Origin of the sequence: Rhizobium sp. Pop5 (assembly GCF_024721175.1) — a bacterium.
Lineage (GTDB): Bacteria > Pseudomonadota > Alphaproteobacteria > Rhizobiales > Rhizobiaceae > Rhizobium.
The window spans coordinates 3,882,830-3,897,334 of record NZ_CP099399.1 but is presented as its reverse complement, the minus strand read 5'-3'; the positions used below and the strand labels follow the sequence as shown (position 1 = coordinate 3,897,334).

Sequence of the window (14,505 nt, the reverse complement as noted above, 5' to 3'; positions counted from 1 at the left end):
GCGACAATTTGCACTTGCATTTTAATCAATGTTTAGCACAGCATTAAATTAGAGACTGCATTTTATTGAAGAAGACCGTTTCGCGACCAATATGGAAAGCCGCCGACGGCCTCGATGCGGACATCGGGTCCGGGCAAGGGGCAATTTTTGTGAATATTAATTCGTTAATTCAATTGCTTGTCATTCTGGAGGAGTGCTCGAAACCCGAGGCCCTCGTCGGCGAGCTGGAGCAGGTTATCGTTCGATGCGGCTTCGAATATTACAGTCTGTCTCGCCATTCGCAGCAGAATCTGGAACCCTGGGCCGGCGCGCTTGCCGGCCGCTGGCCGGAACAATGGCCGCAGATATATGCCGCGAAAAAATATCTCCTGGTCGATCCGATGGTCCGCTATCTCACCCATGCGCAGCGGCCGTTCCGCTGGCGGGAGAGCATGGCGGCGTTTCGCAAGGATGCGCATGAGCGACGCATGGAGCAAATGTTGGTCGATGCCTTCGGTCATGGGCTGGAGGACGGCTATATTTTTCCGATCCATGGGCGCAACGGCATTCTTGGCGGCCTCAGCATAAGCGGCAAACCGGTAGAGCTGTCGCCGGTGGAGATTGCGCTGTTCGAGGCTGTGGCGCGCAAGGCCTTCTGGCGGCTGCTCGATCTGAAGGGTGAGGCGCAGGCGCTGGAAACCGTACTGCCGGCCGAAACGCCACTGACGCGGCGCGAGATGGAAATCCTGCGTCATCTCGCCGAAGGCATGACCTCGATGGAGATCAGCAAGATGCTGAAGATCTCGAACCATACCGTCGATTGGTATATGAATGGACTGCAGGACAAGCTGAAAGCCAAAAACAGGCAGCAGGCGGTGGCGCTCGCCTTTCGCCACGGTTTGATAAGCTAGGTTTCCCTTTCACTCCTGTCGCCAAAGCCGGAGGAACCTTCCTGCCGGCATGTGTTGGCATGGCGAGAAAGTGCATTTCGCAGTCGCAAGAGAAATTGAACTTCTCGTGACAAGAAGTTAAGAATTTTCTTCGCGGGTGCAGCATGCCCGTGTCTGACCGACGGAGGAGACCGTTTTGCCCATATCCAAGATACTCGTTGCCAATCGCTCCGAAATAGCCATCCGCGTCTTCCGCGCGGCCAACGAGCTTGGAATAAAAACGGTGGCGATCTGGGCGGAGGAAGACAAGCTCGCGCTGCACCGCTTCAAGGCGGACGAGAGCTATCAGGTCGGCCGCGGCCCGCATCTGGCGCGTGATCTCGGGCCGATCGAAAGCTACCTGTCGATCGACGAGGTGATCCGTGTCGCCAAGCTTTCCGGCGCCGATGCCATTCATCCCGGCTACGGCCTGCTGTCGGAAAGCCCCGAATTCGTCGACGCCTGCGACAAGGCCGGCATCATCTTCATCGGCCCGAAGGGCGATACGATGCGTCAGCTCGGCAACAAGGTTGCGGCGCGCAATCTGGCGATCTCGGTCGGCGTGCCCGTCGTGCCGGCGACGGAGCCGCTGCCGGACGATATGGCCGAAGTGGCGAAGATGGCAGAAGAGATCGGTTATCCCGTCATGCTGAAGGCTTCCTGGGGCGGCGGCGGGCGCGGCATGCGCGCGATCCGCGATCCGAAGGATCTCGCCCGCGAGGTGACCGAGGCCAAGCGTGAGGCGATGGCCGCCTTCGGCAAGGACGAGGTTTATCTCGAAAAGCTCGTCGAGCGCGCTCGCCATGTCGAAAGCCAGATCCTTGGCGACACTCACGGCAATGTCGTGCATCTCTTCGAGCGCGACTGCTCCATCCAGCGTCGCAACCAGAAGGTCGTCGAGCGCGCGCCGGCACCGTATCTCTCGGAAGCGCAGCGCCAGGAGCTGGCCGCCTATTCGCTGAAGATCGCGGGGGCGACCAACTATATCGGCGCCGGAACCGTCGAATATCTGATGGATGCCGATACCGGCAAATTCTATTTCATCGAGGTCAATCCGCGCATCCAGGTCGAGCATACCGTGACCGAAGTCGTCACCGGCATCGACATCGTCAAGGCGCAGATCCACATTCTCGACGGCTACGCCATCGGCATGCCGGAATCGGGCGTCCCGAAGCAGGAAGACATCCGCCTCAACGGCCATGCCCTGCAGTGCCGCATCACCACCGAGGATCCGGAGCATAACTTCATTCCGGACTACGGCCGCATCACCGCCTATCGCTCGGCATCCGGCTTCGGCATCCGTCTCGACGGCGGGACCTCCTATTCCGGCGCCATCATCACCCGCTACTATGATCCGCTGCTCGTCAAGGTGACGGCCTGGGCGCCGAATCCGTCCGAAGCGATCAGCCGCATGGACCGGGCGCTGCGCGAATTCCGTATCCGTGGCGTCGCCACCAACCTGACCTTTCTGGAAGCGATCATCGGTCACGCCAAGTTCCGGGACAACAGCTATACGACCCGCTTCATCGACACGACGCCGGAGCTCTTCCAGCAGGTCAAGCGCCAGGACCGCGCCACCAAGCTGCTCACCTATCTCGCCGACGTCACCGTCAACGGCCATCCCGAAGCCAAGGATCGGCCGCGGCCGCTTGAGAATGCTGCCCAGCCGGTGGTGCCCTATACCAACGGCAACACCGTGAAGGACGGCACCAAGCAGCTTCTCGACTCGCTCGGCCCGAAGAAATTCGGCGAATGGATGCGCAACGAGAAGCGCGTGCTGCTGACCGACACGACGATGCGCGACGGCCACCAGTCGCTGCTCGCCACCCGCATGCGTACCTATGACATCGCCCGCATCGCCGGCACTTATGCGCATGCGCTGCCGAACCTGCTGTCGCTCGAATGCTGGGGGGGCGCCACCTTCGACGTCTCGATGCGCTTCCTGACGGAAGATCCGTGGGAGCGGCTGGCGCTGATCCGCGAGGGGGCGCCGAACCTTCTCTTACAGATGCTGCTGCGCGGCGCCAACGGCGTCGGCTACACCAACTATCCCGATAATGTCGTCAAATATTTCGTCCGCCAGGCCGCCAAGGGCGGTATCGATCTCTTCCGCGTCTTCGACTGCCTGAACTGGGTCGAGAACATGCGGGTGTCGATGGATGCGATTGCCGAGGAAAACAAGCTCTGCGAGGCGGCGATCTGCTATACCGGCGACATCCTGAACTCGGCGCGCCCGAAGTACGATCTCAAGTACTATACCGACCTCGCCGTCGAGCTGGAAAAGGCCGGTGCGCATATCATCGCGCTGAAAGACATGGCCGGCCTCCTGAAGCCGGCGGCGGCGAAGGTTCTGTTCAAGGCGCTGCGCGAGGCGACCGGCCTGCCGATCCATTTCCACACGCATGATACCTCGGGCATTGCAGCGGCGACCGTTCTTGCCGCGGTCGAAGCCGGTGTCGACGCCGTCGATGCGGCAATGGATGCGCTTTCCGGCAACACCTCGCAGCCCTGTCTCGGCTCGATCGTCGAGGCGCTTGCAGGGTCCGAGCGCGATCCCGGCCTCGATCCGGAATGGATCCGCCGCATCTCCTTTTACTGGGAAGCGGTGCGAAACCAGTATGCCGCCTTTGAAAGCGACCTCAAGGGTCCGGCATCGGAAGTCTATCTCCATGAAATGCCCGGCGGCCAGTTCACCAACCTGAAGGAACAGGCCCGTTCGCTCGGCCTCGAGACCCGCTGGCATCGGGTGGCGCAGGCCTACGCCGACGCCAACCAGATGTTCGGCGACATCGTCAAGGTGACGCCGTCCTCCAAGGTCGTCGGCGACATGGCGCTGATGATGGTCAGCCAGGACCTGACGGTCGCCGATGTCGTCAGCCCGGACCGCGAAGTCTCCTTCCCGGAATCGGTGGTCTCGATGCTGAAGGGCGACCTCGGCCAACCGCCGTCGGGATGGCCGGAAGCGCTGCAGAAGAAGGCGCTGAAGGGCGAGAAACCCTATACGGTGCGTCCCGGCTCGCTGCTCAAGGAAGCCGATCTCGATGCCGAGCGTAAAGTCATCGAGACCAAGCTCGAGCGCGGGGTCAGCGACTTCGAATTCGCTTCCTACCTCATGTATCCGAAGGTCTTCACCGACTTTGCGCTCGCCTCCGATACATACGGCCCGGTCTCGGTGCTGCCGACGCCGGCCTATTTCTACGGGCTTGGGGATGGCGAGGAACTGTTTGCCGATATCGAAAAGGGCAAGACACTCGTCATCGTCAACCAGGCGATGAGTGCCACCGACAGCCAGGGCATGGTGACCATCTTCTTCGAGCTCAACGGCCAGCCGCGCCGCATCAAGGTGCCGGATCGGGCCCATGGGGCGACCGGTGCTGCCGTCCGCCGCAAGGCTGAAGTCGGCAATGCCGCCCATGTCGGCGCGCCGATGCCCGGCGTCATCAGCCGTGTCTTCGTCTCGCCCGGTCAGGTCGTCAATGCCGGCGACGTGCTCGTCTCCATCGAGGCGATGAAAATGGAAACCGCGATCCATGCCGAAAAGGATGGGACGATCGCCGAAGTGCTGGTCAAAGCCGGCGACCAGATCGACGCCAAGGACCTGCTGGTGGTTTACGGCGGATGAGCGAAGGGCACGAAAGGTTTCGTCCGCCCGTCCTTGCTAGGTCGGGCTGATCACCCGATTGTGTAGAGCTGGGCTGTTAAAAGGCCGGTTTTTTCGAAGCTAGCGGCCTCCTCGCCTTGCCCGGTGGGGAGGCTTTTTCGTAGACTTGCGCGCCCGCCCTCCTAAGATCAATCAGGAAACGATTTCATGAGCAAATTGAAGATCGCCGTCATTGTCGGCAGCACTCGTATTGGCCGTTTCGCCGAACATCCGGCAAAATGGATTTCCGAGCTCGTCGGCCAACGCTCCGATCTCGAAGTCGAGGTTCTCGACCTTCTCGATTATCCCATGCATTTCTTTGGCGAAGCACGCGCCACCACGGCGGAAAGCGACACCGCCGAGCGCTGGAAGAAGAAGCTGCGCGAATTTGACGGCTTCATATTCACCGTCGCCGAGTACAATCATGCGCCGACGGCGGTTCTGAAGAACGCCATCGATCTCGGCGAATTCATCCAGAAGCCGGTCGCTTTCGTCGGCTATGGCGGCGTCGGCGGTGCACGTGCCGTCGAGCAGCTTCGCCTGATCTTCGTGGAAATGGGCGCCGCTTCGGTGAAGACGGGCGTGCACATCGCCTTCAGCGAATATCTGAGCGTGCTCAAGGAAGGCAAGAGCCTTGGCGATTACCCGCACCTCAACGAGGCGGCGAAGAATCAGCTCGATCAGCTCATCTGGTGGGGCAATGCGCTGAAGGCAGCGCGCTCGGTCGTCACTTCGGCCTGAACAGGCCGCGCAGAAGCGGCCAAATAACGCTTAAAGTGTCTCACGTGAATCGCGATTCACGTGAGACAATTCAGATATCGTAAGTATGGGCGGCGTTGATCGTCGAGATGAAACGCTTGGTGCGTTCACGCTCCGGCGCGCTGAAAATCGCTCTGGCGCTGCCTGTTTCCACCACGCTGCCGGCTTCCAGAAAAACGACGTCATTGGCGATCTTGGAGGCGAGGCGGAGATCGTGGGTCGCCATGACCATCGTCGTGCCCTCGCGGGCAAGCTGGCCCAGCACATCGACCACTTCCGCCGAAAGTTCCGGATCGAGCGCCGAGGTCGGTTCGTCGCAGAGCAGCACGCGCGGTGAAGGCGCAAGCGCCCGGGCGATCGCCACGCGCTGCTGCTGGCCTCCCGAAAGTGTCGCCGGCCAGGCATCGGTCTTGTGCGCCATGCCGACCTTGGTCAGCAGCTCGGTAGCGCGCTGGCGTGCCCTTTCCTGCGGCCACTTCAAGACCGTCACCAACCCTTCCATGACGTTCTCGATCGCCGTCTGATGCGGGAAGAGCTGGAAGTTCTGGAAGACCATGCCGGTCTGGCGGCGGATCTTCTGGATCGCTGGCCAACCCGTTCGTTTGCCTGGCGCGAAGGAGAGCGTCTCCTCTCCGAGACGGATCGTGCCTGATGTCGGAATTTCAAGCAGGTTGATGCAGCGCAGCAGCGTGCTCTTGCCGCCGCCGGACGGGCCAACCAGGGCGGTGACGCTGCCTTCCGGAATACGGATGCTGATATCCTTCAGGATAACGGCATCGCCGAAGCGCTTTTCGATGTTGGAAAGCTCGATCATGCATTTGCCTCCAGCATGCCGCCATAACGCGCGAAACGCCGTTCCAGCCGCACCTGCAACTGCGAGAGGACGGAGCTGAGGACGAGATAGATCAGCGCTGCCTCGATATAAAGGATGAGCGGCTCATAGGTGGTGGCGACGATGCGCTGTGCGGCCTGGAAAAGTTCCGGCACGGTGATGGCGGCTGCAAGCGACGTATCCTTCACAAGCGAGATGAAGGTGTTCGATAGAGGTGGCACCGCGACGCGGCCGGCCTGCGGCAGGATCGTCCGGCTCATCGCCTGGCGCCAGCTCATGCCGATCGAATAGGCGGCCTCCCATTGGCCCTTGGGCACCGAGGAGATAACGGCACGGATGATCTCGGAGCTATAGGCGCCGATATTCAATGTAAAGCCGATGAGAGCGGCCGGAAAAGCGTCGAGCAGGATGCCGATGCTCGGCAGGCCGTAGAAGATCACGAAGAGCTGGACGAGCAGCGGCGTGCCGCGGATGACCCAGACATAGAAGCGGGCGATGGCCGCAACGGGAGCCGGACCGAAAAGGCGGGCGATCGCGGTGATCAGGCCGAGAGCCAGGCCGAAGATGAAGGACAGCAGGGTGAGGGGGATCGTGAAGATCAGGCCCGCCCAGAGGAGCGAGGGAAGTGATTCCGCCATCAGTTGGAGCCAGTGCGCCACAGGTATTCTCTCTCGTGGGGTTGAGCAGGGATATCTCGAAATACCCCTCCCCAACCCCCTCCCCACAAGGGGGAGGGACTTAATCTAGTCGCTCGCTTGGCACGAAATAGCAACCGAGCTGCAGGCCGCGGCGATTTTTTTGAAATGAGGCGGTCCGCCGCCTAAGCCCCTCCCCCTTGTGGGGAGGGTTGGGGAGGGGCCTTTTCTCTTAGCGGGACTTACTTCGAAACGTCCTGACCGAAATACTTATCGGCGATCTTCTTGTAAGTGCCGTCGGCCTTGATGTCGGCGAGCGCCTTGTTGATTGCTTCAAGCAGCTCCGGCTCACTCTTGCGGATGATGACGCCGGAGTAATCGGCATTTTCCTGCTCGGCGGCGATCTTCACCGGTGCGTCCGGCTTGTGCTTCTTGAAATCGAGGAAGGAGAGGCTGTCGTTGATCGTCGCATCGGCGCGCTTGGTGAGCACGAGCTGGATCGACTGGTCGAAACCGTCAGTGCCGACGAGTTCGGCACCGGATTCGGTTGCGATCTTACCGAAGTTGCTGGTCAGCGACTGGGCAGCCTTCTTGCCCTTGAGGTCGGCGAAGGTCTTGATGCTGTCGTCGCCCTCGCGAATGATCAGCACGGCCTTGGAAGCGATATAGGGTTCGGAGAAATCATATTTCTGCTTGCGCGCTTCGGTGATGCCGACCTGGTTGATAACCGTGTCGTAGCGCTTGGCGTCGAGACCGGCGATCAGGCCGTCCCACTTGCCTTCGACGAATTCGGCCTTGACGCCGAGCTTGGCGGCGATCGCTTCGCCGATCTCGACGTCGAAGCCGACGAGCTTGCCGCTTTCGTCATGATAGGTGAAAGGCGCATAGGTGCCTTCGGTGCCGATCTTGAAGACACCGGCCGATTTGATGGCGGCGAGGTTTTCGCCGGCATGGGCGGGCAGGAGGGCGGCAGCCTGAATGAGAGCGGCGGCGGCGACGGTTTTCAACCAGTTCATTGTTCTGTCCATCCTTGGGAGGTTGTGATCGGATGAGCGATACTTTGCAGAAAACTAGGGCGCCGGAAGCGTAGAAAACTGCGAATAAAAGCAGCAACTGCAAATATTTTTCTCAAGCGTCCGCTTGAATCATCAATTCCACGGAAAACGGGTGTCAAGCCGCAGCGCGGCGGCGCAGCCTTTCGCTGACGATGATGATCAATCCGGCGCCGAGGATCAAGCACGCACCGGCGAAGACGTTCGAGCCGGGGATATCCGTCCAGATCAGATAGCCGAGGATGAAGGCCCAGCCCAAAGAGGTATATTCGAACGGCGCAAGCACGGAGACGGGCGCCCGGCGCATGCCCTCGAAGAGAGCGAACTGGGCCGAGCCGGCAACGACGCCGGTGGCAATGAGAAGCGCCAGTTGTGTCATGTCGGGCGTTTGCCAGGTGTAAAGAACGGCAACGCCAGTCATCACAAGGAAAAAGACGTTGGAAACGGTCAGCTGGACGATGGTCTTCTCGTGCAGCGAGGTCTTGCGCAGCAGCACCATGGCCGAGGCCCAGAGAACGGCTGCCTGCAGCGCGAGATAGACCGGCCAGGAAATGGTGAGACCGATCGGATTGCAGGCGATGAGTACGCCGACAAAACCGACGCCAACGGCCAGCCAGCGCGCCGGCGTGACCTCCTCCTTCAGGATGAACCACGCAAGCAGGGTGCCGACAACGGGTGCTGCGTAATAAAGCGTCGTCACCTCGGCAAGCTGCAGGTGGCTCGCGGCGGAATAATAGGAAAGCCAGGCGGAGAGTAGAAGGACGCTACGGGCAATCATCGGCTTAATGATCGGCGACGTCATCGTCTGACGGACGAGCTTGGCGCGACCATAGGCGAGACAACCGAGCAGGATTGTCAGGCTACGGAAAAACAAGATCTGCCAGACTGGGATGCTGACCACCAGGATCTTGATGATGGCGTCATGAAAGGTGAACGCCATATAGGCGAGGCTCGTGAGCAGGATGCCCAGGCTGACGGAGTTTTTCACGGGAAGCACCAGGTGGCGGGTATGCTGGCGGGAATCGGGAATGGCTGAATCGATATTCCTGCCCTTCGGGACGGTCAATAGGCGGTTTCGCCAAGTAGTGGAGCTTTGTTTCATTACGTCAGAAAACGTGTGACCGTGCATGTTGCCTGCACGGTCATAAGCGTTTATGCACGTTTCTAACGTTTCACATATTGATCCGGTAGGAACATGCAGGATTTTCTGTTGCGAGAGCGTCAAGGCGTCATTGCCGAGCGGTTACGGCTGAACGGCCGCGTGCTGGCTGCGGAACTTGCGCTCGAATTCGGCGTCTCTGAAGATACGGTGCGGCGCGATCTGCGCGAGATGGCGGCGGCGGGGCTGTGCGAACGGGTCTATGGCGGCGCCCTGCCGGTTTCTCCGGCGCATGGAAGTCTGACGCAGCGCGTGGGGTTTGCCGCCGACCGCAAGCAGGCCCTGGCGCGCGCTGCGGCAAAGCAGATCGCTGCCGGTTCGTGCGTGTTCTTCGATGCCGGCAGCACCAATCTGGCGATCGCCAATGCCTTGCCGGCCGAACTCGAACTGACGGCTGCGACCAATGCGCCGGTGATTGCCGCAGCACTCATCGACAAGCCTGCTGTCAACGTCATCCTGATCGGCGGCATGGTGGACCGGCAGACGGGCGGCTCGCTCGGCGCCAAGGCCTTGCGGGATATGGAGCAGATTTCGCCCGATCTCTGCATTCTCGGCGCCTGCGGCGTCGATCTCGAGGCCGGCATCACTGTGTTCGGCTTCGAGGATGCGGAACTCAAGCGGTTTGCCACATCAAGGAGCAAGAAGGTGTTGGTCGCCGCAACCTCGGAGAAATTCGGCACGGCTGCCCCCCATAGCATCCTGCCGGTTTCCCATTGCGAATGCCTGGTCGTCGAGCACGATGCCGATCCGGCCATTCTCGACCGTTACCGCGAGCGCGGATGCAGGACCGTTATCGCCGAGAAAATGAACTGAGGCGTCGTCATAGAGTTTAGGGAAACCGGGCGCGAGCAAGCCCGGCAATGAGGAAAGACCGGAAAATGGATAGTCATGTAAGTGCGCCGGGGGTCCGGAGCGGCTTCGTTACCAAGAGCAGGGCGGCGGTTTCCCTGCTCTTTCTGATGAACGGCTTTGTCGTTGGCTGCTGGGCCCCGAAGATCCCGGATTTTGCCGAGCGTCTGGCACTGAGCAAGTTCGAACTGGGGCTGATGATCCTCGTCTTCGGCGTCGGCTCGCTGGTCATGATGCCGATTGCCGGCGCGCAGATCGCCAAACATGGCTCGCGCGTCGTCGTTCAGGCCCTGGCTGTTTGCGTGCTGCCGCTGCTGCTGGCATTGACGCTCGCGCCAAATGTGATCACCGGGGCAATCTCGCTCTTCCTGTTTGGCGGCTTCATCGGCGCAATGGATGTGGCGATGAATGCCAATGCGGTGTCGGTCGAGAAATCCATGCGTCGTGCAATCATGTCGTCCTGCCACGCTTTCTGGAGCCTGGGCGGACTGATAGGTTCGGGTCTCGGCGGCATCGTGATTTCCAAGCTCGGCATTCTCGGCCATGCCGAACTGGCGACGATGCTGGCGGCGATCTTCCTGGCCGTTGCATGGCCGATGATCCTTGCCGATCCCCCGCATCCCGACACCAAGAAGGAAAAGACAAGATTGCCGATGGTGCCGCTGCCTTGGCTGCTCGGTTTGATGGCCCTGTTCTCCATGGTGCCTGAGGGTGCGGTTCTGGACTGGGGCGCTCTCTATCTCCGCCAGGAAATGGATGCGTCCGTGGCCCTTTCCGGTCTTGGCTTCGCAGCCTTTTCGGCGACGATGGCAATCATGCGCTTTGCCGGCGACCTGGTGCGCGACCGTCTAGGCGGCGTCAAAACGCTGCGGATCTGCACTTTGTTTGCCATCGTCGGCATGCTGCTTGCAGGCTTGGCGCCCGATGCCGAGATCGCCATTCTGGGCTTTGCCTTTTGCGGCATCGGCATTTCCAACATGGTGCCGATCGCCTTTTCGGCGGCGGGCAATATTCCCGGCCTCAAGCCCGGCATCGGTATCTCGGTCGTCACGACCATGGGTTATTCTGGCATGCTGGTCGCGCCGTCGGTGATCGGCTTCGTCGCCGAGCATGTCGGCTTTGCGGTCGTCTTCATGGCGCTGCCGGTGCTGCTGCTGGTCGTTCTGGCGTTTTCCAGGCTGGCCCATTATGCCGATGGGGTCTCCGGAGGCGGTCACTGAGCCGCCCCAAACAAAAGTGATATGGTGGGCGGTTGACAAGAAAGCGGTCATGATCCACCTGAAAGGCACTATTTTTAGGGGTGCAAGAACTGTTCATGTCTTCAGCCGCCGATTTTGATCCGAAACCGCGCCGCGCTTCTGTCGCCGTCGATGTCGGCGGCGTCATCGTCGGCGGGGGCGCGCCGATTGTCGTGCAATCCATGACGAATACGGACACCGCCGATATCGATTCGACCGTCGCGCAGGTCGCGGCTCTCCACCGGGCGGGCTCGGAGCTGGTGCGTATCACCGTCGATCGCGACGAGAGTGCCGCCGCCGTCCCGAAGATCCGCGAGCGGCTGCTGCGGCTCGGCATGGATGTGCCGCTGATCGGCGACTTCCACTATATCGGCCACAAGCTGCTGGCCGATCATCCGGCCTGCGCCGAGGCTCTGGCAAAATACCGGATCAATCCCGGTAATGTCGGCTTCAAGGACAAGAAGGACAAGCAGTTCGCCGAGATCATCGAAATGGCGATCCGCTACGACAAGCCGGTGCGCATCGGCGTCAACTGGGGCTCGCTCGACCAGGATCTCTTGACGGCGCTGATGGACCAGAATGCCGAAGCCGGTTCGCCGCTTTCGGCAAGGCAGGTGACGCGCGAGGCGATCGTGCAGTCGGCGCTGCTTTCGGCGGCCCTTGCAGAGGAGATCGGCCTGCCGCGCAACCGCATCATCCTGTCCACCAAGGTCAGCCAGGTGCAGGATCTGATCGCCGTCAACTCCATGCTCGCCGAGCGTTCGAACCATGCGCTGCATCTCGGCCTGACCGAGGCCGGCATGGGCACCAAGGGCATCGTCGCTTCGTCAGCTGCCATGGGCTTCGTGCTGCAGCACGGCATCGGCGATACGATCCGCGTGTCGCTGACGCCCGAGCCGAATGGCGACCGCACGCGCGAAGTCCAGGTAGCGCAGGAAATCCTGCAGGTCATGGGTTTCCGTCAGTTCGTGCCTGTTGTTGCCGCCTGTCCCGGCTGCGGGCGCACGACCTCGACGGTATTCCAGGAACTGGCCCAGAACATCCAGAACGATATTCGCAAGAACATGCCGGTCTGGCGCGAGAAATATCCCGGCGTCGAGGCGCTGAACGTCGCCGTGATGGGCTGCATCGTCAACGGGCCGGGCGAGAGCAAACATGCCGATATCGGCATTTCGCTTCCCGGCACCGGCGAGACGCCGGCCGCGCCGGTTTTCATCGACGGCAAGAAGGCGCTGACGCTGCGCGGTCCCAATATCGCTTCCGATTTCGAAGCGCTTGTGGTCGATTATATCGAGAAGCGCTTCGGCCGGAAGACGGCGGCGGAATGAAGGTTCGCGAATTCGGATGAGCCGCTACTGGTCTGATATCGTCAGCAAGCTTCGGCCCTATGTCGCGGGGGAGCAGCCGCGTATCACGGGCCTCGTCAAGCTCAATACCAACGAGAATCCCTACGGGCCGTCCCCAAGGGCGCTTGAGGCGATCAGGCAAGCGACGGACGACCGTCTGCGACTTTATCCCGATCCTGCCGGCACGGAGTTACGCGAAGCGATCGCGGCCCGTTTCAGCCTGACGACGGAAGAAGTGTTCGTCGGCAACGGTTCCGACGAGGTTCTCGCGCATACGTTTCAGGCGCTATTGAAACACGATCTTCCGCTTCTCTATCCCGACGTGACCTACAGCTTCTATCCGACATATAGCCTACTATATGGCGTCGAAGCGGTCGAGATACCGGTCGATGACAGCTTCCAGATCCGGCTCTCGGATTACGACAGACCGTGCGGCGCGATCATCATTCCCAATCCGAATGCGCCGACGGGTATCGGCCTGCCGCTCGCCGGGATCGAGGGGCTTCTTGCCGCTCATCCGGATGCGGTCGTGGTGGTAGACGAGGCCTATGTCGATTTCGGCGGCGAAAGCGCCGTGCGGCTCATTTCCAAGTATCCCAACCTGCTTGTCATCCAGACCTTGTCGAAGTCCCGCTCGTTTGCCGGTCTGCGCGTCGGCTTTGCAATGGGGCATCGGGATCTGATCGAGGCGTTGGTGCGCGTCAAGGACAGCTTCAATTCCTATCCGCTCGATCGCCTGGCGCAGGTCGCCGCGACGGCGGCGATCAAAGACGAGGCGTGGTTCGAGGCGTGCCGGGGGAAAATCATCGCCACCCGGGAAAATCTCGTTCGAGAGCTTCAGGCGCTGGGTTTCGAGGTGCTGCCGTCCCAGGCGAATTTTGTTTTCGCAAGGCACGAAAGCCGGCCTGGTGCTGCACTTCAAGCCGCTCTGCGGGAGCGTGGCGTGCTCGTCCGGCATTTCGCCAAGCCGCGTATTTCGGACTTCCTGCGTATCAGCATCGGCACGGACGAGGAATGCGCCCACCTGATTTCCGCTCTCAAGGAAATACTGTCAGCCTGACCGGTCGGCTCAGCTCTTCCGGTCGGCGATGAAATGCGCCGCAGCGGTAAGGATCGAGGCGCGGGCGCCGTAGGGGGCAAGCAGCGCTTCGGCATCACGGACATGCTGGCGAAGCTGGCTTTCCGCCCATTCCATGCCGTGGAGTGCTACGAGCGTTCCCTTGCCGCGGCCCGCATCCTTGCCGGTCGCCTTACCCATGGTCTCGGCATCCGAGGTCAGGTCGAGAATGTCGTCGGCGAGCTGGAAGGCAAGGCCGATCTTTTCGCCGAAAGCGCGCAAGCGGCGGCGATCGTCAGCCGGGCTTCCGGCGATGATGGCGCCGGCCTCACAGGCGAAGCGGATCAGCGCGCCGGTTTTCATCGCTTGCAGGCGGATGATGCCAGCCTCGTCGGGGGCCTCTCTTTCGGCCGCCAGATCGAGCGCCTGGCCGCCGGCCATGCCGCCGAGGCCGGCGGCGCGGGCGAGCGCTAATACCAGAGAGACCTTGCCCGTGTCGGGAAGGGACGTTTCCGGTGCGGCGATGATGTCGAAGGCATAGGTCAGCAGGCTGTCGCCTGCGAGGATCGCTGTAGCTTCGTCGAACTTGACGTGCACCGTCGGTTTGCCGCGGCGCAGGTCGTCATCGTCCATGGCCGGCAGATCGTCGTGCACGAGGGAATAGCAGTGGACGCATTCGAGCGCGGCGCCGACGCGAAGGGCCGCCTGCCGGTTGCCGCCAAGAAGGTCCGCACTTTCGGCGACCAGGAACGGGCGCAGCCGTTTGCCGCCGTTCAGCACGGCATAATGCATGGCGCTGCGCAGGGTCTCAGGTCTGGCGATTTCATCGGAAAGGGCGTCCGGTGAAAGCAATGCCTCGAGCAGCGCCTCGATCTCGCGGGCGTTGTTTTTCAGCCTCGTTTCGAAAGTATCCCGGTTCGCGTCCATGGCCGCTGTTTGGCATGAGGCACGGGGGCTTGCAACGGAATTGTCGATGACTGCCGCAAGATTTCCCATGTGCTCTGGCATAAGCGCTGCGCAGGCGTTATGA

12 protein-coding genes are annotated in these 14,505 nt (G+C 61.2%); 7 read left to right on the top strand and 5 right to left on the bottom strand.

Going from position 1 to position 14,505, the window contains the following annotated elements; genetic code table 11:
* Positions 1-149 precede the first annotated feature (149 nt).
* From NE852_RS21310 to NE852_RS21300, 3 genes are all read left to right on the top strand, one after another.
* Entirely contained in the window at positions 150-890 is a 741-nt protein-coding gene (locus tag NE852_RS21310; RefSeq protein ID WP_008528518.1) for an autoinducer binding domain-containing protein, read from the top strand.
* A 175-nt stretch (positions 891-1,065) separates the two neighbouring features.
* Positions 1,066-4,530, top strand: a complete 3,465-nt coding sequence (pyc, locus tag NE852_RS21305; RefSeq protein ID WP_258156064.1) for a pyruvate carboxylase — start codon at positions 1,066-1,068, stop codon at positions 4,528-4,530.
* A 186-nt stretch (positions 4,531-4,716) separates the two neighbouring features.
* A complete protein-coding gene (locus NE852_RS21300; RefSeq protein ID WP_008528499.1) occupies positions 4,717-5,289 on the top strand; it encodes an NADPH-dependent FMN reductase in 573 nt (190 codons plus the stop codon).
* 70 nt (positions 5,290-5,359) lie between these two features.
* Here NE852_RS21300 and NE852_RS21295 read toward each other — a convergent pair whose 3' ends face one another.
* The 4 genes from NE852_RS21295 to NE852_RS21280 all read right to left on the bottom strand — a co-directional run bounded on the left by NE852_RS21295 (position 5,360) and on the right by NE852_RS21280 (position 8,814).
* Positions 5,360-6,121: an amino acid ABC transporter ATP-binding protein gene (locus tag NE852_RS21295; protein WP_008528497.1), complete on the bottom strand. Its 762-nt coding sequence runs from the start codon at positions 6,119-6,121 to the stop codon at positions 5,360-5,362.
* On the bottom strand, positions 6,118-6,798 hold the full coding sequence (locus tag NE852_RS21290) for an amino acid ABC transporter permease (protein WP_008528496.1): 681 nt from the start codon (positions 6,796-6,798) through the stop codon (positions 6,118-6,120). Before NE852_RS21290 ends, NE852_RS21295 begins: the two co-directional genes overlap by 4 nt.
* A gap of 218 nt (positions 6,799-7,016) precedes the next feature.
* Positions 7,017-7,790, bottom strand: a complete 774-nt coding sequence (locus tag NE852_RS21285) for an amino acid ABC transporter substrate-binding protein (RefSeq protein WP_008528493.1) — start codon at positions 7,788-7,790, stop codon at positions 7,017-7,019.
* Between the two features lie 154 nt (positions 7,791-7,944).
* Positions 7,945-8,814 carry a DMT family transporter gene (locus NE852_RS21280; RefSeq protein ID WP_037171930.1) on the bottom strand — a complete coding sequence of 290 codons (870 nt, stop codon included), beginning with the start codon at positions 8,812-8,814 and terminating at the stop codon, positions 7,945-7,947.
* A gap of 207 nt (positions 8,815-9,021) precedes the next feature.
* Between NE852_RS21280 and NE852_RS21275 the strand changes: the two genes are divergently transcribed.
* The 4 genes from NE852_RS21275 to hisC all read left to right on the top strand — a co-directional run bounded on the left by NE852_RS21275 (position 9,022) and on the right by hisC (position 13,478).
* Entirely contained in the window at positions 9,022-9,798 is a 777-nt protein-coding gene (locus NE852_RS21275; RefSeq protein ID WP_258156063.1) for a DeoR/GlpR family DNA-binding transcription regulator, read from the top strand.
* A 65-nt stretch (positions 9,799-9,863) separates the two neighbouring features.
* On the top strand, positions 9,864-11,054 hold the full coding sequence (locus NE852_RS21270; RefSeq protein WP_008528483.1) for an MFS transporter: 1,191 nt from the start codon (positions 9,864-9,866) through the stop codon (positions 11,052-11,054).
* Positions 11,055-11,149: 95 nt separating this feature from the next.
* On the top strand, positions 11,150-12,400 hold the full coding sequence (gene ispG / locus NE852_RS21265) for a flavodoxin-dependent (E)-4-hydroxy-3-methylbut-2-enyl-diphosphate synthase (RefSeq protein ID WP_008528481.1): 1,251 nt from the start codon (positions 11,150-11,152) through the stop codon (positions 12,398-12,400).
* 16 nt (positions 12,401-12,416) lie between these two features.
* On the top strand, positions 12,417-13,478 hold the full coding sequence (gene hisC, locus NE852_RS21260) for a histidinol-phosphate transaminase (protein WP_008528480.1): 1,062 nt from the start codon (positions 12,417-12,419) through the stop codon (positions 13,476-13,478).
* 9 nt (positions 13,479-13,487) lie between these two features.
* Here hisC and NE852_RS21255 read toward each other — a convergent pair whose 3' ends face one another.
* The gene (locus NE852_RS21255) at positions 13,488-14,402 is read right to left on the bottom strand and encodes a polyprenyl synthetase family protein (RefSeq protein WP_008528479.1); all 915 of its coding nucleotides are present in this window, start codon (positions 14,400-14,402) and stop codon (positions 13,488-13,490) included.
* Positions 14,403-14,505 lie beyond the last annotated feature (103 nt).

Bases quoted from the DNA above. Each gene is read 5' to 3' on its own strand.
- NE852_RS21275 (WP_258156063.1), top strand. From the start codon at position 9,022: ATGCAGGATTTTCTGTTGCGAGAGCGTCAAGGCGTCATTGCCGAGCGG.
- NE852_RS21270 (WP_008528483.1), top strand. From the start codon at position 9,864: ATGGATAGTCATGTAAGTGCGCCGGGGGTCCGGAGCGGCTTCGTTACC.
- NE852_RS21285 (WP_008528493.1), bottom strand. From the start codon at position 7,790: ATGAACTGGTTGAAAACCGTCGCCGCCGCCGCTCTCATTCAGGCTGCC.
- hisC (WP_008528480.1), top strand. From the start codon at position 12,417: ATGAGCCGCTACTGGTCTGATATCGTCAGCAAGCTTCGGCCCTATGTC.
- ispG (WP_008528481.1), top strand. From the start codon at position 11,150: ATGTCTTCAGCCGCCGATTTTGATCCGAAACCGCGCCGCGCTTCTGTC.
- NE852_RS21255 (WP_008528479.1), bottom strand. From the start codon at position 14,402: ATGGACGCGAACCGGGATACTTTCGAAACGAGGCTGAAAAACAACGCC.
- NE852_RS21295 (WP_008528497.1), bottom strand. From the start codon at position 6,121: ATGATCGAGCTTTCCAACATCGAAAAGCGCTTCGGCGATGCCGTTATC.
- NE852_RS21300 (WP_008528499.1), top strand. From the start codon at position 4,717: ATGAGCAAATTGAAGATCGCCGTCATTGTCGGCAGCACTCGTATTGGC.